18 protein-coding genes are annotated in these 17,328 nt (G+C 42.8%); 14 read left to right on the forward strand and 4 right to left on the reverse strand.

Annotation, left to right across the window (positions count from 1 at the left end; all coding sequences use genetic code 11):
- The first annotated feature begins 76 nt into the window (after window positions 1-76).
- The gene (locus ABD744_RS07020; RefSeq protein ID WP_344796847.1) at window positions 77-373 is read left to right on the forward strand and encodes a TfoX/Sxy family DNA transformation protein; all 297 of its coding nucleotides are present in this window, start codon (window positions 77-79) and stop codon (window positions 371-373) included.
- Window positions 374-433: 60 nt separating this feature from the next.
- Here ABD744_RS07020 and ABD744_RS07025 read toward each other — a convergent pair whose 3' ends face one another.
- The gene (locus ABD744_RS07025) at window positions 434-748 is read right to left on the reverse strand and encodes a DUF4124 domain-containing protein (protein WP_344796849.1); all 315 of its coding nucleotides are present in this window, start codon (window positions 746-748) and stop codon (window positions 434-436) included.
- 98 nt (window positions 749-846) lie between these two features.
- On the reverse strand, window positions 847-1,722 hold the full coding sequence (locus ABD744_RS07030) for a MaoC/PaaZ C-terminal domain-containing protein (RefSeq protein ID WP_344796851.1): 876 nt from the start codon (window positions 1,720-1,722) through the stop codon (window positions 847-849).
- Window positions 1,723-1,917: 195 nt separating this feature from the next.
- On the opposite strand from ABD744_RS07030, the gene ABD744_RS07035 reads away from it, so the two are divergent.
- The 7 genes from ABD744_RS07035 (at window position 1,918) to ABD744_RS07065 (ending at window position 6,512) form a co-directional block, all read left to right on the forward strand.
- On the forward strand, window positions 1,918-2,934 hold the full coding sequence (locus ABD744_RS07035) for an AraC family transcriptional regulator (protein WP_344796853.1): 1,017 nt from the start codon (window positions 1,918-1,920) through the stop codon (window positions 2,932-2,934).
- Between the two features lie 80 nt (window positions 2,935-3,014).
- A complete protein-coding gene (locus tag ABD744_RS07040; protein WP_344796855.1) occupies window positions 3,015-3,347 on the forward strand; it encodes a hypothetical protein in 333 nt (110 codons plus the stop codon).
- 65 nt (window positions 3,348-3,412) lie between these two features.
- The gene (locus ABD744_RS07045) at window positions 3,413-3,772 is read left to right on the forward strand and encodes a hypothetical protein (protein WP_344796857.1); all 360 of its coding nucleotides are present in this window, start codon (window positions 3,413-3,415) and stop codon (window positions 3,770-3,772) included.
- Window positions 3,773-4,008: 236 nt separating this feature from the next.
- Window positions 4,009-4,491: a hypothetical protein gene (locus ABD744_RS07050; protein ID WP_344796859.1), complete on the forward strand. Its 483-nt coding sequence runs from the start codon at window positions 4,009-4,011 to the stop codon at window positions 4,489-4,491.
- On the forward strand, window positions 4,488-5,393 hold the full coding sequence (locus ABD744_RS07055) for a restriction endonuclease (RefSeq protein ID WP_344796860.1): 906 nt from the start codon (window positions 4,488-4,490) through the stop codon (window positions 5,391-5,393). The genes ABD744_RS07050 and ABD744_RS07055 overlap by 4 nt, the downstream gene beginning before the upstream one ends.
- Window positions 5,383-6,093, forward strand: coding sequence for a sensor histidine kinase (locus ABD744_RS07060; RefSeq protein WP_344796862.1), 711 nt, complete (start codon window positions 5,383-5,385; stop codon window positions 6,091-6,093). The genes ABD744_RS07055 and ABD744_RS07060 overlap by 11 nt, the downstream gene beginning before the upstream one ends.
- A complete protein-coding gene (locus ABD744_RS07065) occupies window positions 6,090-6,512 on the forward strand; it encodes a hypothetical protein (protein WP_344796866.1) in 423 nt (140 codons plus the stop codon). The genes ABD744_RS07060 and ABD744_RS07065 overlap by 4 nt, the downstream gene beginning before the upstream one ends.
- Before the next feature lie 292 nt (window positions 6,513-6,804).
- Here the strand turns inward: ABD744_RS07065 and ABD744_RS07070 are convergent, their stop codons facing one another.
- A complete protein-coding gene (locus tag ABD744_RS07070; RefSeq protein ID WP_344796868.1) occupies window positions 6,805-8,223 on the reverse strand; it encodes a 3-oxoacyl-ACP reductase in 1,419 nt (472 codons plus the stop codon).
- Between the two features lie 317 nt (window positions 8,224-8,540).
- On the opposite strand from ABD744_RS07070, the gene ABD744_RS07075 reads away from it, so the two are divergent.
- From ABD744_RS07075 to ABD744_RS07100, 6 genes are all read left to right on the forward strand, one after another.
- On the forward strand, window positions 8,541-9,839 hold the full coding sequence (locus tag ABD744_RS07075) for an acetyl-CoA C-acetyltransferase (protein WP_344796870.1): 1,299 nt from the start codon (window positions 8,541-8,543) through the stop codon (window positions 9,837-9,839).
- A 95-nt stretch (window positions 9,840-9,934) separates the two neighbouring features.
- Window positions 9,935-11,014: a PrnB family protein gene (locus ABD744_RS07080; RefSeq protein ID WP_344796872.1), complete on the forward strand. Its 1,080-nt coding sequence runs from the start codon at window positions 9,935-9,937 to the stop codon at window positions 11,012-11,014.
- Window positions 11,015-11,106: 92 nt separating this feature from the next.
- Entirely contained in the window at window positions 11,107-12,618 is a 1,512-nt protein-coding gene (locus ABD744_RS07085; RefSeq protein ID WP_344796874.1) for a winged helix-turn-helix domain-containing protein, read from the forward strand.
- A gap of 131 nt (window positions 12,619-12,749) precedes the next feature.
- Window positions 12,750-14,438, forward strand: coding sequence for an electron transfer flavoprotein-ubiquinone oxidoreductase (locus tag ABD744_RS07090; protein WP_344796876.1), 1,689 nt, complete (start codon window positions 12,750-12,752; stop codon window positions 14,436-14,438).
- A 229-nt stretch (window positions 14,439-14,667) separates the two neighbouring features.
- Window positions 14,668-15,705, forward strand: a complete 1,038-nt coding sequence (locus tag ABD744_RS07095; protein ID WP_344796878.1) for an alpha/beta hydrolase — start codon at window positions 14,668-14,670, stop codon at window positions 15,703-15,705.
- Between the two features lie 166 nt (window positions 15,706-15,871).
- The gene (locus ABD744_RS07100; protein ID WP_344796880.1) at window positions 15,872-16,375 is read left to right on the forward strand and encodes a P-loop nucleotide/nucleoside kinase family protein; all 504 of its coding nucleotides are present in this window, start codon (window positions 15,872-15,874) and stop codon (window positions 16,373-16,375) included.
- 341 nt (window positions 16,376-16,716) lie between these two features.
- Here ABD744_RS07100 and ABD744_RS07105 read toward each other — a convergent pair whose 3' ends face one another.
- Complete coding sequence (locus tag ABD744_RS07105; protein ID WP_344796882.1) at window positions 16,717-17,193, reverse strand: hypothetical protein; 477 nt, start codon at window positions 17,191-17,193, stop codon at window positions 16,717-16,719.
- Between the last annotated feature and the right edge of the window lie 135 nt (window positions 17,194-17,328).

The raw sequence follows: 17,328 nt of genomic DNA on the forward strand, positions 1-17,328 counted from the left end.
TTCATCTATAGTGAGACGTTAAAAGACTAATGCTGTTATTGGATCTGTGTTTTAACAAAGAGGGAGATGGGCTATTGTGAAAGTCTCTGAGCTTAAGAATTTAGCTGTTAAATCTGAATTGCAGTTAGCAGAGGTGGGGGTTTGCAGTGCAGAAGATTTACGTGATATGGGTTCAGCCGAAGCCTTTGTTCGTCTAAAAGCACACTTTAAAAAAGGGATCAGCCTGAATTTCCTGTATGCGATGGAGGCTGGACTGCGCGGCGAGCATTGGCAGTTAATTTCTGATGAGGATAAGTTATCCCTCCAAACAGAAGTGGCGGCGCTTGAGGAACTCTACTCAACGTTTCATAAGGTTCCTATGTCGGATTCATGATCCGTTAAGCAAAGGCAGGGGGGGGCCTAGAAACGTATGCCTGCTTTGTGGCAGAATCGTCTAATAGTTGGATGGGGTTCCTGCTACTTCCTGGCTTTGGGTTTTATCTCCGGGAATTCTTTTCTCCTTAAAGACCAGCTTTTGTTCTGCTTTTTTGGATTCTAAATCTTGAACAACTTGGCGTAAATCACGCGGTGGCTTCGTTTCATTACCGGAAGCCACGTTTACCTCGATTCGTTCGGCATTGACATTTAATGGTGGACGATCACCGTAATTGATTTTTCCATTATCATCCAGCCAGCGAAACACTTCAGTATGAGCGGTTCCTGGGACGAGCAGAGTCATTGATAACAATAAATTTGCCAGGGCTTTCATTTCCGTTGTCCAATTTTAGCCATGTATTGTTTGTCATGTATTAATAGTCATATATTAATAGTCTAGTAATAAATGGTTAAAATATAGACAGTTGATCGTTATTTATTCAATTCTATGACGCCGTTCATGTGCAGTTTGTCGCCCTGAACGTTTCTTACATCAAAACTGATGCTGTCTTCATCGGCCTGATAATGAAGCAATGCGCGACTTGGCAAGTAAATGGGTTGCTTGAAAAAAACCGTAACGGTAATGGCGTCGGTCTTTAGTAATGGTTGCAAGCAAGCGACAGATTTGGCTTTAGACCACATGCCATGGGCTATGGCTTGTTTAAAACCAAACAGTCTGGCAGATAAACTGTGTAAATGAATCGGGTTTGAATCTCCTGAAATCTGTGCGTATTTCCGCCCAAGGTTTTCCGGTAAATACCATTCTTGTCGATAAAGGTAAGTTGAGCCATGGGACTTAGCTTTGCTGGTGGCTTTAACCGGCTTCGTATTTCGATAGAGCAGGGTGCTGCAACTTTGCCAGACATGTTCCTGGCCGCTCATTACTTCAGTGACGATATCGAATTCGAAGCCTTTGTCGGTTTGTCTGCTGTCTGCAATAAAGACTCGGTAATCCAGTAATTCATTTATCTGAATGGAGCGTTCTGTTTTTATCACATTTTTAATGTGCACCAACCCCATAACAGGCAGCGGAAACTTTTTATTAACCATCAATTCCAAATGAAGATTAAACGCTGGAAGGTGTAAGTAGGTGAGAGGGACATGTTTACCGTCAAATTTGTAACCGCACAACGTTGCATATTCACTTACCTTTTTTTTGTCCATTCGGATGCGTTTAACACTTAACTCAATGTTTGGAAGCTCCGGTGAAAGTCGGGAGCCGTGCCCGCGAGCAAGCAATGCCTTACGGTACAAATTGAGTGTTGAGGGTAATTTGGGTAAATCCAATTGAATGGTCTCTGACATCATGGCTCAAACGATCCTTACTGGGGGTTATTTATTTCCATACATGGATAAAAGGATAGCTCTACTCAGGGATGATTGAATTGGCATACAGGCCAAACCAGGCCGTCAAAAGGGTCAATTCTGCTTGACCAATCGTGGTGCTGTGTCAGAATCCGAGGTCGTGAGCTAGGCACGTAGTGGATTGAGAGAACAGGATTTATGTCTGAGTTAAAGGATGCGGGCATCTTAATGCGAATGATGAATTCGGCGATGCAGCAAATGGACGTTGATATCGAAAGTATTTACCGAAAGTGCGGTGTTACAGAAGCACACCTGGAAAATACGCAAATAAGAACCCCTCATGAAGCAAACCTGATTTTTTGGAACGCCGCTGAGACCGTCACCCAAGATGCCAATGTCGGCCTTCACTTTGGTGAAAAAATGCCGGTGTTTAAGGGGCAGGTACTGGAATATTTATTTCTGAGCAGCCCTTCATTTGGTGAAGGCCTCAAGCGGGCATTGGATTATCAGCGTCTTCTCAGTGACGCTGCCAGTGCAAGGCTGGAAATTGATGGTGATCAGGCTTGCTTGATCGCAGACACCAGTAGTGATGTGATCAAAAACTTACGCCACTTTAATGAGTGCGTGGCGGTTGGCTTGATTCAATTCTTCAAATACGTTACGGAAGGGGAGTTTAGCCCCTCCAAATTAACGTTTCACTTCTCACAACCTGCAGATATTTCAGAGCATCAACGGGTGTTTGGCTGCCCGGTTGAGTTTAATAATGCTCATAATCGTATTTACTTTGATGCTGAGCTTTTAAAACGTTCTTCCCTTCATGCGGAATCGGAACTGCTTGAATTGCATGAACAGCTAGCCGGAAAGCACGTCGCGAAACTGGAGCGGCAAGACCTTATCTCTCGCGTCAATAAAATCATTGGTGAACTGTTGGAGACCGGTGAAGTCAGCCTTGATGTAGTGGCTGAGCGAATGTCTTTAAAATCCAGATCATTGAGATCCAAACTTACGGAAGCAGGCACTAATTTTAATCAACTGTTTTCGGATTACCGGTGTCACTTAGCGAAACGCTTGCTTGTAAGGACGGAAGAATCTGTCGATGAAATTGTTTATCTGACCGGCTTTTCAGAGCCAAGTACATTCTATCGAGCATTTAAACGGTGGACAGGAATGACGCCTGTGGAGTACCGAAAATCAAAGTCGGGTATGCGGTTTTGATTGTTAGACAGTAAGGTTGTCTTCAATACAGCCGACCGCTAACGCGTCGGCTGATTGAGGCGTTGCGAAAAAGAGATGCCATGAGTAATAGTTTAGAAGAGATAAAAAAGTATTTTCTATCTACAGATTATCCGAAATGGCGAAGGGGATTGTCTGCATTATTTCTTATTGTGACTAGCTACGCAGCTGTATCTGTATTGGGTTACTTGATTTATACCGAAATTGAGTTTGGCTGCAGGGAAGTTTTTTTCTTTCTCTCAGTATTCTGGTTGATCGTCCAAACTGCTGTAATAGCATATCTTTATTTTTTCACAACAATACCTGCGTTTGCCCGGTGGTCAATTGAGGTAATATTATTAATTACTAATATTTGGTTTTTATTGTTTTTGTTTTCGTTACAAAAATGTGTATAAAAATGGAGGATTAAGCGGTGGCACAACTAAAAAATTTCCATGAGCAATGCGTTAGGTGTCAGTGAATGAGTTGCATTGCAGATATTCAAGCATTGCTTGATTTGTTCGAGAGCAAAGTGCCAGATCATGATTCAAATCGTCTGGTGGTAAAATTTGCCCATGATAAATCTCGGTGGTACAAAGCTCATGGCTTATTCACTACAATTCGAGATCGAAACTTAAAGGCCATCAAAGATGGCAATAAAGATAAAGAGTGCCAATACTATTTTGAAGAAGTTTGCGCGAAAACCTTATATAACGTTACTAGGTCAAGCGCTCCATTTGATCCTGATTCACCATATTGGGTAATAAAAAATGCTTTAGTATTGGCAAAACAAATAGATGTGCCCATCGAGCACGTTGTAGAGGTGGACGCACCTAACTAATAGAAAAGCTCTGTAATTATGGACAATTAGCGACCTGAATGGGGTGGGTATGGGGTAATATCGCGCTTATAGAGGCATATTTCCCAAATTAGGCGATATGAACGTTGCTGATTGAAAAATAGAAGAAATAAGGGCAGAGTGAGTAAATCAAAAAACAAGGATTGGCTTGGAGGAGAGTCCTGCTTCAAAAAAAGGTTTTTCTACAGGCTCGTTAGTGCAGGAGGAAAGTTAAGGTTATGGAGTTAGTTGATTCTGAAGACATTGAATATCTAGCTAAAGGTCTAAGTGCAGCGAAGTCACCATCGGATATGCTGAGTTCTTGGTTGCCTTTGGCAAAAAAGTATAAAGGCCTTAGGGCTATGTCTTGTTTATCTAACTACGATCGGTCAGGTGTTCCAGCTTCACTTAGACAGTTACCGTTAAATGTAAGAAATAAACTTATACCTTATTTCGATCATGAAAGAATTTATTTCATGAGTGACGAAATTATTCTAAGTACACTAACCAAAAATAATATTGAAATCCCCATTGATTATACAGACTACTTCGATACCAATTTTGCTAGTTACATTGGAACCATTGTCAGAGGAGGTGATTTAAAAAGGCGCTTTTGCTGGAACCTCACTCCGCGCGGCGGTTTGTGCCTGGCTTTGCTAGTGTGGCACAATCCACCATGTTCGGTTCGCAAAGCTTGGCGTTACCCTAGGAGAGTAATTTGAATTTGCTCAACTTATCGCCCGCTCAATTCGAGGGGCTAACTTTTGATATCGTCTCTATCTTAGGCCTGAGGAATGTCGTTTGGCGAACCCCAGGGAGCGATGGTGGAAGAGATATTGAGGGTATGTACTATATTTCAGATTTATCTGGTTATCACCAAAAGCAGAAATGGTATGTAGAGTGTAAAAGATATACTGGCTCTGTAGACTGGCCAACAGTGTGGAATAAAATATCTTATGCAGAATCAAACAATGCAGACGTCCTATTTTTTGTCACAACCTCATCATTAACGCCACAAGCGGTAGACAATGTAGCTCGCTGGAACAGATCTGATAAAAAACCAATTATAAGATTCTGGGGTAAAGTAGACGTAGTATTTAAATTGAATTTATACCCCCAGTTGGCATGCAAGTATGGGCTTCAACCAAGTCATGATTCACACCTGCCATTATTTGATAATATTGTTGACCTTCTTATAAAGGTGTCACACTCACTGTCGCCAGAATCAGGAGAGGCAACAGAGGAAAAATTGTTTCTCTTGCATGCGCTGAGCGAGCTGCTATCAGTAAGAATGGCAGATGTATCTCATAATGGAAGATTTATCTTTAGGCCTCACAGGCTTGAGGATTCTTTTGATTGGTTTGACTACAGAGAATGCAATGTAATAAATTTTGACAGGTCAGCACTAAGAGCGACTCTTTCTTACATAAACTTTATACTTAAAGAACAATACGAAGCCATCCGCGTTGAAAGTAATGTACTAGAGCTTGGCTTGCAACGGCAGCTTATTGAGTCAGAGTTGTTTCATCTAAATGCAATAGCAAATTCCTCAAACTTTATAATTAGGATAGATGATGATCGAATCTATCTAGAGATTACAGTCGAGATTAATAATGGACAATAAAGAAACATTGTTTTTGATTCAAAACCTAACTCACCAAGCAATAAATCCAATGAACGGGGTAATAGGGACGCTCGATAATTTGGTTGAAGGAACAGTTCCTGAGTACAAAAAAGAGCAAAAGCTTAAGCAAGCCAGGTCGCAACTTGAATATACTGTATCACTAATACGTAATCTTTCTTACTTTGCTGTATATGCTTCTGGAAACAAAGAACTCACTTCAACAAAATCAATCAGTACTACAGTGATTCCACAAGCAATCATTGAGTCTGCGCAATTTTTTCAGGAGCAAGGGCCAAAAAGCCCCGTTAAAGTGGAACTGGTTGACAGGCACATACAGAACTGCATTAAAGGAGATCCTAATCTTTTCAAGCAGGTCGTGATTAATCTAATTGACAATGGCGTTAAATATGGAAGATCAGGCTCGGTTTTAACAATTAAGAACTGGATTCAAAAAAAGACAAATGACTTGATAGTTACATTTACAGGCGAAAGTGAGTCTTTCTCATCAGATGATAAAATCTTTGATATAGGTGTTAGGTCAAAATGTGCCATAGATAGGACCTCATCAGGATCTGGTCTTGGGCTTCACATTTGCAAACTAATTATTGAGAATGTTTTTGATGGAGTTATTGATGCTAGTCACTCTTCATCAGGTGTCACAACTTTTGAAATAAGAATACCGAATGGATTTGTAAAATGAAAAGAAAAGTATTTATTCTAGATGACGAACCAATGTTTTTAGATTGGATCGAAGATTACCTAGAGTCGCACGGTTATGAGGTGGAGTTCTATACCACAATAAATGATGCACACCAGAAACTATTGAGTACTGACCTAAATGACTACGATGCTTTCTTAGTTGACCTTAATGTTCCTGCCAGCGCCGAGCTTGAAGCAGTTATAAAAGAGAAACCTGAAGTTTTTCATGATTTTAGAGGTTTGTTTATTGCTCAGCAAGCAAGGACATTGGGCGTTCAGGGTAGAAAAATCATTGTATATTCGGTGCATGATGACGCCAAGGTTGATGAATTTTGCAGTAGATTAAATGCAAGCTATCTACAAAAGGGAAGAGCAAAGGTATTGAAGGATAAACTTTCCAGTCTCATAAATGTGGAATAACATTTATATGACCGGGGGTTGTCAAGGCGCAGAAACCTGATGGCCCCTCCAAGGTCAGAGCTCAATTCCTAATGATTTTTCCTGGTTCTCTCTTATTGGCACAGCTGCCGGTTCTTTCATTCCTGTTGTCAGTTCGTAAGAATTGTATATAAGATAAGGGACTTATACATTGCCAGCTACACTATTCGGTATTTGATTGAAAAAGATACTTAATAACTCTGAATAAAGTCGCCTTTCGGGGCTCTATCCAGAGTAAGTTAATCTCTGCATGAGTAATGGCGCAATTTACTGTTTAAGCGCCTATCAAGCACTGCCCACAGACTCGGATAACGTTGCCGTTGACACCGTTGGAATCCGGAGCGGAGAAAAATGCGATGGTTTCTGCCACATCGACGGGTTTTCCGCCTTGGCTCATGGAGTTCATTCTTCGGCCAACTTCTCTGGTCATGAATGGAATGGCATCGGTCATGGCGGTTTCAATGAAGCCTGGTGCAACCGCATTAATGGTTATTTTCTTTTTAGCCAGTTGTTTGGCCATGTATTCAACGTAGCCAATGACACCAGCTTTCGAGGTGGCGTAATTGGACTGACCAACCTGACCTGCAATGCCGTTCATGGAGGAAACGCAGACAATTCTGCCGCCTTCATTGAGTACGTTATTTTCTAACAGGTATTCATTGATGGTTTCTTCGGAACTCAGGTTAATGTCTATCGTCATGTCCCAAAAGTGCTCTGGCATGTTGCCGATGGTTTTGTCTCTGGTTATGCCGGCGTTGTGGACAATGATGTCCAGGCCGCCATTTTGTTTCACTGCATCCGCGATCATTTCTGGGGTTTCTTTTGCGGTGATATCACCGACCAATGCAACTCCGCCGATTTCTTTGGCTACTTTTTCAAGGTCTGCTTTGGTGGCCTCAATATCAAGCACATAAACCTTTGCCCCGTCTCTGGCCAAAACAGATGCAATGGATTCACCGATACCACGGGAGCCACCGGTAACCAGAGCGGTTTTATTGGCTAAAGGTCTGCGCCAGTCGATGGATATTTCTTTATCTGCTTTGGATACGTTGATTACTTGCCCGTCCACGTACGCAGACTTAGGCGAGAGAACGAAACGAATGGCGGATGATGATAGGTGTTCAGCGCCGTCTTCAACGTAAATAACTTGGGCGGTAGCACCTTTTTTTCCGATTTCTTTAGCAAGGGAGCGGCTGAACCCTTCCAGAGAGCGCATGCAAGCGGCTTGTTCTGCCGAAGTGGATGCCATATGAGGCTTGCCCAAAATGAGTATTCGTCCATTTGAGTTAAGGCTCTTAATGACAGGGCTAAAAAAGTTGTAGAGCTCTTTCAAGTCTTTGGTTTTTTCGAAGCCAGTGGCGTCAAATACCAATGCATCAAACTTTTCAGATACAGCGCCTTTTTCACAGTTGGTCTGAATAGGCGTTTGACCGTGGTGTTCAAGTGCACGCTTTATGTGGTTGGCGTACTTGGAATTGGCAGGAAAAAATGTGGTGGCCTTTGCGTCAAGCAGGGTTTTAGAAAGTTGGTTTAATAGCGTGGCATTCTTTGATGCACCGATAAGTATGTTGCCATGAAAAAATACCGCTTGGCCTGTGTAACGTGTAAGTTCAACCGGGGTCGGTAAGCCAACACTTTGAAGGACTTTTCGTCCGGTTCCGTTTTTTAACATTTTTTCGTAAAAGTCGCTCATGGAGATACCTGTCTGAATGGCGATAGATGTATGAATGGATATAAGAAAGCCAATAAAAACTTTGGACTGGCATTTAAGCACTTTGAGGCATGGATGAAATTGGCATAAGAAGAGTAAACGTCTGTCATTACAGCCAATGGAACTTTGAAATTGATTTGTACACTGGGGCTCCCTGGTAATTCGTATCAAAGGTTATTTAGCCCCGATTATTGTCTAAATAGGCATTTAACATCTCAGCAGGGTGATGGTTTAATAAACGCCCCGGTACTGGGGCTAGGACTTTGGTTTGCACTTCATTTTAAGGAAAGGAAATTTGTATGACTCAACAAGTACGAAAAGTCGCGATTATTGGTGGTTCCAGAATTCCGTTTGCTCGTTCGAATACGGCGTATTCTCATGCAAGCAACCAAGACATGTTAACAGCGGCCTTAAATGGGTTGGTCAACAAATTTGATCTTCAAGGCAAGCGCATGGGCGAAGTGGTTGCGGGTTCCGTGATTAAGCATAGTCGGGATTTCAACCTGACGCGTGAGAGCGTGTTAAGTACAGCACTGGATGCAGATACGCCATGCATTGATATTCAACAGGCGTGTGGAACCGGGTTACAAGCAACGATGTTGGTCGCCAATAAAATTGCGCTTGGCCAAATTGAATGTGGTATTGCAGGCGGTTCTGATACTACGTCCGATGCACCTATTGGTGTGAGTGAGGGGCTTCGTAAGATTTTGCTGGATTTGAACCGGGCGAAATCAAACGTGGATAAGCTTAAAGTGGCTTCTCGTATTCGCCCGAAACACTTAATTCCGCTAGTGCCTGCCAATGGTGAGCCAAGAACCAATATGTCGATGGGTCAGCATTGTGAAGTTACAGTGAAAGAGTGGGGCACTCAACGGGAGGCGCAGGACGAAATCGCATTTAACAGTCACAGAAACCTGGCTGCTGCATACAAAGATGGCTTTTTTGATGATCTAGTGGTGCCTTTTAATGGCCTTGAGAAAGATAACCTGGTGCGCGCCGATGTGTCGATGGACAAGCTTGCATCCTTGAAGCCCGCGTTTGATAAGAAAAGTGGAAAAGGCACGCTAACGGCCGGTAATAGTTCTGCCCTTACGGATGGCGCTTCAGCGGTTCTATTGGCGAGTGAGGAGTGGGCGAAGGAAAATAACTTGCCGGTCCAGGCGTATCTTACTGTCTACGAAACAGCTTCGGTTGATTTCATCGGTAAAGATCGAGATTACAAAGAAGGTCTGTTGATGGCGCCAACTTACGGTATTTCTAAAATGTTGGATCGTGCCGGCCTGTCTCTTCAGGACTTCGATTTTTATGAAATTCATGAGGCGTTTGCGGGCGTTGTATTAACAACGTTAGCGGCTCTGGATGATGAGACATTCTGTAAAGAGCGCTTAGGTCGTGAGTCTAAGCATGGTGCAATAGACCGCAGCAAGCTTAACGTTAAAGGCAGTTCCATTGCCGTTGGCCACCCGTTTGCTGCAACAGGCGGACGTATTGTTGCAACATTGGCTAAAATGCTGGAAGAAAAGGGCAGTGGCCGAGGACTTATCTCTATTTGTGCTGCAGGGGGGCAAGGCGTTACAGCGATTCTGGAAAGGCCTTAATGTTCTTTTTAGCCCTGTTCAACCCTGTTGAAGGCTGAGTTTTCAGCCTTTACTGCTAAAATTATGGTAATCATGTTTTAACTTAAGGAGGAAACATGATTACCTCGCATTTCCCTCGTGGCTTTCTGCCATCCCAAGACCCTGTCTATCATTTTGAGCTTTACCCTGAATTTGAATTTATCAATGTACTGGGGCGAGATTTACCCAGTTTATTGCTTAATAAGGATTTTCGTGAATACGTCAGTCATCTCAACATTCCGTTCTGGCCTGAAACAAATGTTAAGGCTGAGAATCTTCCGGAGCTTCGGCTGTATTACTTAAGGCTGGGGTTTGTCGTCTCTGGTTATATCAATCAGGTGGGGCAGGAGGCTATTCACTCATTACCGGAAAATCTTGCGCTTCCTTTTGTTCATGCATGCAATCTATTGAATCGGCCACCCATACTGAGTTACGACGGTTATGCTCTGTATAACTGGAAACGGTTTGATGTTAATAAACCCGTAGAATTAGGGAATATTGATACCCTTCAGAATTTTGTTCATCTTTACGATGAGCATTGGTTTATTTTGATTCATGTGGATATTGAAGCCAAAGCTCAGGCGATTGTTGAAGAAGTTGAAAATCTGCTAAATCGACCTTCGCAAAATCTGGAACAGGCGCTACATCGAATAGCAGGTGTTATCTTGCAGCAGGTTGCGGTTCTGAAGCGAATTCCCGAGTTTATGTCGCCCGAATTGTATTTTGAACGGTTCAGACCCTACATTCGTTTTTTTGAAAAGGTAACCTATCAGGGAGTTGAAATGGCGCCTATGGACTACCGAGGTGAAACGGGCGCACAGAGCAGCATCATGCCACTGCTTGAAGCACTCATGAAAATACCCCATGAGCCCTCAGTATTGCTTGATCATCTCAAAGACATGAGAAATTATATGCCTGCCGAGCATAGAGCATTATTAATTCAGGTAGAGTCTTTGTCTGATTTCAAACATAGGGCTGATAAGGAGGCGTTTAACGCCGTGTTGGATGCCATGGCGAGCTTTCGATCGGTTCATATTCAATGGGCTCATGACTACATTGCTAGCAAAGTAAGTGATCCGAGAGGCACGGGTGGCACACCATATATGCAGTGGTTATCTTTATTGATTGATGAAACATTGAGTCATAAACACTCTTGAAGTGATGAATTGGAATTTGATTGTCTGATCCTCTTTGAATATTACCCGGTAGCTGAGTATGCTTTAGCTTTGGATTACTTGGACTGAGCCGGATGCTGCTTAAATCTCGTTTTTACTTACCGCCACTGAATGCTGCGCACGTCGCCCGAACGAGTTTAATTCAGCAGCTGGAAACGTTACCCGGAGGTAAAATTGCGCTGATTTGTGCCCCGGCAGGTTACGGTAAGTCGACATTAGCGAGCCAGTGGTTGCACCAGCATCATCAAACCTTCTGCTGGTTAAGTTTAGGTGAAGAACATAACAGACCAGCTATTTTTTGGCGTTATGCTCTGACTGCTATTCAACAGGCTCTTCCGAACGTTGGCAGTGAAGCCGAGAAACTGGTGGTAAATAGCGCATCAGCCGTGGCTGTTGTCATATCATTATTAAATGATTTGGACGAGCTCACTGTGATGAATCACTCAGAGGATGCCGTTTCCATTGTGCTCGATGATTTCCACCATCTGAACCACCCGGAACTACTCAAGGCCATAAATCTCTTCTTTGACCACCTTCCAGCGAATGTACGGGTGGTGTTGACGTCGCGCATTGAGCCGGACATTTATTTAGCAAAAAGACGAGCAAATCATCAATTACTCGAACTCAATCAGGCTCAAATAACGTTTAATAAGAAAGAGGCAGAGAGTCTTATTCGTTTACAGCTTGAAGCGCCGATCGACAGTCAGGAAGTCTCAGAAATTTACCAATATACAGAGGGTTGGCCAACGGGGTTACAGCTTCTGTTACTCCAGAAAAAGCGAATGGGCACGGTTGAGGCCACTAAGTGGTTGGTGAAAAGTGATTCATTTTTGGATCGGACCATCTCGGATTATTTATTTGATGAGGTATTTGTTTCTTTAACGAAAGAAACGCAACACTTTCTGATGGTTACAGCTCGGGCCAACCGATTTACTGCGGGTTTGTGCAACCATGTATTCAAGCGTAGAGACAGTTATCAAGTGATTGATCAACTGGAAAAGCTCAGCCTGTTTGTCATTCCTCTGGATAATCATAGAACCTGGTATCGTTATCATGATCTGTTCCGCAGCTTTCTTCAGGAAACCGGAAGTCGAGAGATGGGGGATGAATTAGCCTCTTACGTTGAATCATCCATAGAATGGCTGGAAAACAATGGATGTTTGATTGATGCCATTGAGATGTCTCTGGGTCATGATGTCTGGGATAAATCGATGGAATTGATCCCGCAGATCATAAAAGAAGGGGAACCGGAGCAAAAAGCCAGAGTCGCCGACTGGCTGTTGCAGTTGCCGGTAAGTATGCGTGATTCGCTGAATGATAGTTTGGATTCGGTCGATATCCCAACCAGTGATGATTTCACTGGCTATGTTTTACCGGATGCCTTTCAAACAATAGCCGACCCTTTAACGAACAGGGAGCAGCAAGTCCTTGAACTTATTGCCCAAGGCAAGTCCAATCAGCAAATTGCGGATCAGCTTTTTATTTCAGTGAATACGCTGAAAGTACATGTCAGAAATCTCTATGGAAAAATTGGCGTTGAAAATCGACGGGAAGCCATGCTCAAAGTCACTCAACCGAGCCTGTAATAGTAAAATTAGCCTTTTGGGATCTATAAGATTCACCCCTTTATTTGGAGGAATTAACCCCTTGGGGTGATCTCTCCCGCGTTGTAAGTTCTTAAGCTATTGATTCACCAAAAGTGATTGAGGGGATCAATATGACTCATAATATAAATTCAGATAACAATAAGCGTCCTGTTCGAGAAGTCATGGCATTTGATGTGGTTGTTGTCGGTGGTGGCCCGTCTGGTCTTTCAGCGGCTTGTCGTCTCAAACAAATGGCACTGGAAGCAGACATAGAGTTGTCCGTTTGTCTGATTGAGAAAGGGTCTGAAATTGGCGCTCATACGTTGTCTGGTGCTGTCTTTCAACCCACCGCGTTGAATGAGCTGTTTCCCAATTGGAAAGAAATGGGGGCGCCGCTTACAGTACCTGTAAATCAAGACGACTTCTATTTTATGTCATCCGCTCACAGTGCCATTAAGTTTCCTAAATTTATTGGTGAAAGAATGAATGTGAATCATGGCAATTACATCATCAGCATGGGGAACTTATGTCGCTGGCTGGCAGAGCAGGCAGAAGGCTTGGGTGTTGAGATATATCCTGGTTTTGCAGCGACGGAAGTGCTCTACGATCATCAAAATAGTGTGATCGGTGTAGCTACAGGGGATATGGGGGTTAATCAAAATGGTCAACCTAAAGAGAGCTTTCAATCGGGCATTGAGCTACACGCTAAATACACGCTGTTCAGCGAAGGCTGTAGAGGTCAATTAGGCAAACAATTAATGGCCCGTTATAACCTGGAAAGGGATTCAGGAACTCAGCACTATGCATTAGGTATCAAAGAGTTATGGGAGATTGATCCCAGTTTACATGAAGAAGGAAAAGTCATTCATGCATTCGGTTGGCCATTGACGGAGAGTCATACGACGGGCGGTGGTTTTTTGTATCATGGGGAAGGAAATCAGGTCGCGCTAGGGCTAATCACTGATCTCAATTACAGTAACCCTTATGTCAGCCCGTTTGATGAGTTGCAACGATGGAAGCACCACCCTTTGGTCAGCAAATATTTAAAAGGGGCGAAACGGATTTCATATGGTGCCAGAGCGTTGAATAAAGGCGGGTTGCAGGCCATCCCAACTTTGGTTTTTCCAGGGGGGCTCATGTCTGGTTGCGAAGCAGGGTTTATGAATTACGCAAAAATCAAAGGCAATCATACGGCGATGAAAACCGGAATGCTTGCAGCAGAGTCTATCTTTGAAGCGTTAAAAGGAGGGGACAAAGGGGGGCAGGTTTTAGAGTCCTACCCAGAAGCAGTTCGACAGTCTTGGGTATACAAAGAACTCTATGCGGTAAGAAATGTAGCACCAGCCATGCACCGGTTTGGTATGTTGTTTGGTTCTGCGTTCAGTTTTATAGAATATGGCCTCTTTAAGGGACGATCTTCGCTGACTTTAAGCGATCCTATTGCTGATCATGAGTGTTTGAAGCCAGCTCAGTTATCGAAAAAGATCAATTACCCTAAACCAGATAACAAAATCAGTTTTGATAAATTAACGTCCGTATTTTTGTCGAATACCAACCATGAAGAAGATCAGCCCTGTCATTTGCAGTTAAGGGACAGTGAATTACCGATCAGTCATAATTTAGCTATTTATGAGGAGCCAGCCCAGAGGTACTGCCCGGCAGGCGTTTATGAAATCATACAAGAACAAGGCGAAGCTCGATTACAGATTAATGCTCAAAATTGTGTGCACTGTAAAACGTGTGACATTAAAGACCCAAGTCAAAACATTACCTGGGTTGCGCCTGAAGGCAGTGGTGGGCCAAATTATCCCAATATGTAGGGGATAGAAAATCTTTTAAATCAATGAGCTACTTTCAATTGTTGCAGTTAATTTTTTTGTCGACTTGTTCTCAATTGAGTTGTTTGATGCTTTACCCTACCCGAATGGGTAGGGGTTATCTTGTTATTTCATTGGTTTAATGCGCGCTCAATTTTATTGGCTTAATAAAGGCTCAGAGAAGTCTGCTTTTAAAACTGACTGCCGGATTTAATTTACAAAAGGACCTCCTATGAAATACATAATGAAGCTGTGCACATGCTTAGCTCTTTTTTATTGTTCTGCTTTACAGGCTGAATTGTTAGCTACATCCGATTGGACGCCAGACGTTATATATGGCTTTGAAAGAAAAGAGTTCTCGTTTACAGAGGATTACGATGGCAAAGTCACTGCCAATCTTGTGCGAATGCAAAGCCAGGAACCTTCAACAAAAGCTGTCTTATATGTTCATGGCTTCGTTGATTACTTTTACCAAGAGGAGTTGGCGAAGACCTTTGTTGAACATGGGTATAACTTTTATGCCATTGACTTGAGAAAGCATGGTCGTTCTTTATTACCTAACCAGCATCCTAACTTTATGTTCAGTGTGGAAGAGTTTTATGAAGACTTGGATGCTGCTTTGGATGTGATTCGCAATCAGGACAACAACGAAAAAGTGCTTCTGAACGCCCACTCTACGGGTGGCTTAATTACAGCTTTGTATCTTGAAGACAGGCCGGAGTCCGGCATTGATGCCGTGGCCTATAACGGCCCGTTTTTTGATATCAATGATGCGTTTATTAATATTAATGAACGTTTATTGATACCTCGCGTTTTGAAGACGATTGCTGCGTTGAATCCTTATGGTGCGACGGGCATGAAAATTCCTGAGCAGTACGGTCAATCACTTCATATCACCGAACGAGGGGAGTGGAACTATGACCTGAACTGGAAGCCGATCATCAGCTTTCCGATCTATTGGGGGTGGTTAAAGGGCATTATGGATGCACAGCAGCGCTTACAAAATGGAATCAACCTGAATGTGCCTGTGTTGGTGATGTATTCGGATAAATCTTCAACGCCAATTCTGAATTTCTGGCGCGAAGAATTTACGGAAACGGATGTCATTCTTGATGTGACTGATATTGATCGTATCTCAGATGTCTTGGGGCGTCATGTTACGGAAATTAAAATTGAAGGCGGTGTTCATGACTTAGCTTTGTCCAAAGAGCCTGTTCGAAAGCAGTTTTATCAAGACATGATGAAGTGGGTAAACGCGTATATGAACTAAGAGTAAAGTCTTAGCTGGTTTATAAAGACTGCTACCTTTACACCGAGCCAGGAATGGCTCGGTGTTTTTATTTGTACGTATCAATTACAACTTTTGTGCTACTGCATGGTATCTTTGAAGGTGGGGATGTCTTCCATGTTGAGCATTTTTAAAATTGGTCTGGTCTATGATCCATTTAGTGTGTGGCCCTCTTGGGGCAGGTAAAACAACCGTTGCTAATGAACTATCAGAAACGTATGGAGCAATTCGTTTTTCAGAAGATGACTGGCTGAACATGTTGTTTGTTCCTGAAGCGCCAGCTGACCTGATGGATGAATCTCCTGACGTTATTGCTCATTGGGCCATGGATAAATACCCGAGATGTCGTGAGGCTATCTGGAATGTATGCGATCAGTTATTAGAGCAGGATATATCCATTGTTCTGGATGGATTTGCAGGAACAAAAGCCTTAAGGGATTTTGTTCGTAGCAAAGCTGAAGCGCACAGAGTGGCATTTCAGCTTTATTATGTGACGGCGGATGCTGACCTTCGTAGAAAACGAGTGCTTGAAAGAAATACAAATAAAGGCAGTACCTTTTCTTTGGCGGTGAGCTCAGGAATGTTTGATTTGATGGAACAGCACTTTGAAGAGCCTCAAAAAGAGGAGTTGCAAGGGGCACACATTATCTGAATATAATTTCTAAACGGATATCCATTTCTTGTTAGTGGGCCATCTTTTCGTGTGTTTTGGAGGCTAACCAACCTTTTTCCCACTCATAATGCTTCCAGTTATTTACCGCGAAAGGATTGTCTATTTGGTGTACACCCTTTAAATAGTCGTCCCACCCTTGGTCATACTGGGTGTATTTACTTTTGTTGATGGTGTCTTTCGTAAGGTGCTCATCGACAACACTCCTATTTCTTTTGTGGCCAATTCATGCCTGATTTAATTATAGATAAGTTTGGGCGTGTCGAGGATATAGAAGGGTGACTGCCAGCATAGCGGCTGGCAGGGAGTAGGGCTAGAAAGGACTACAATTGCCCAAATAACTGATATTTTGTTTCGTTATCCCAACTGTTGCATTCAGGGTTGTTGGGTCTATAACGGCATTGGCGAAGTAAATCGATGGGATAAAAAGAATAACTCTCTTTGTTTGACTGCTTAATCTGCATACACTTAAACCTGAATCCCCGATAAGAAATGGACTCGCCTTTTTCATGGGGCGATTCGGTTGTTGCAAAACAGGCTTTTACAGAGCGGAGTTTGTTGTTACTTAGGTACTTCTTTTTATTCTTCTTGGCTTTGCTATTTAAAGACTCATGAGCCGAGGTAAGGTGACGCAAATCTTGTTCGGATATATAGCCCCGGCCTGAACTGGAAGCGCGCTCCATCGAGCAAGGTGTTTTGCTGATGTACAGCTTGCCATTTGAATCTTTACAACCAAAACTGCCAGCGAATACGGAAGAAGAAAGAAACAGCGTTGAGAGGATTATTCCTTTAAAAATCATTCAACTAATCCTTTAGTTATTTAATTTAAAGTGTTCTGTCGTCGATACTATGGCGCATAGAATGACAAAATTTACCTTTTGAATCAAATCTGTATTTAGAAAACCATTGTTTTCTTTGAAGCGGACGAATAACTC

This window comes from Litoribacillus peritrichatus (genome assembly GCF_039537985.1).
In the GTDB taxonomy this organism is placed as follows: Bacteria; Pseudomonadota; Gammaproteobacteria; order Pseudomonadales; family Litoribrevibacteraceae; genus Litoribacillus; species Litoribacillus peritrichatus.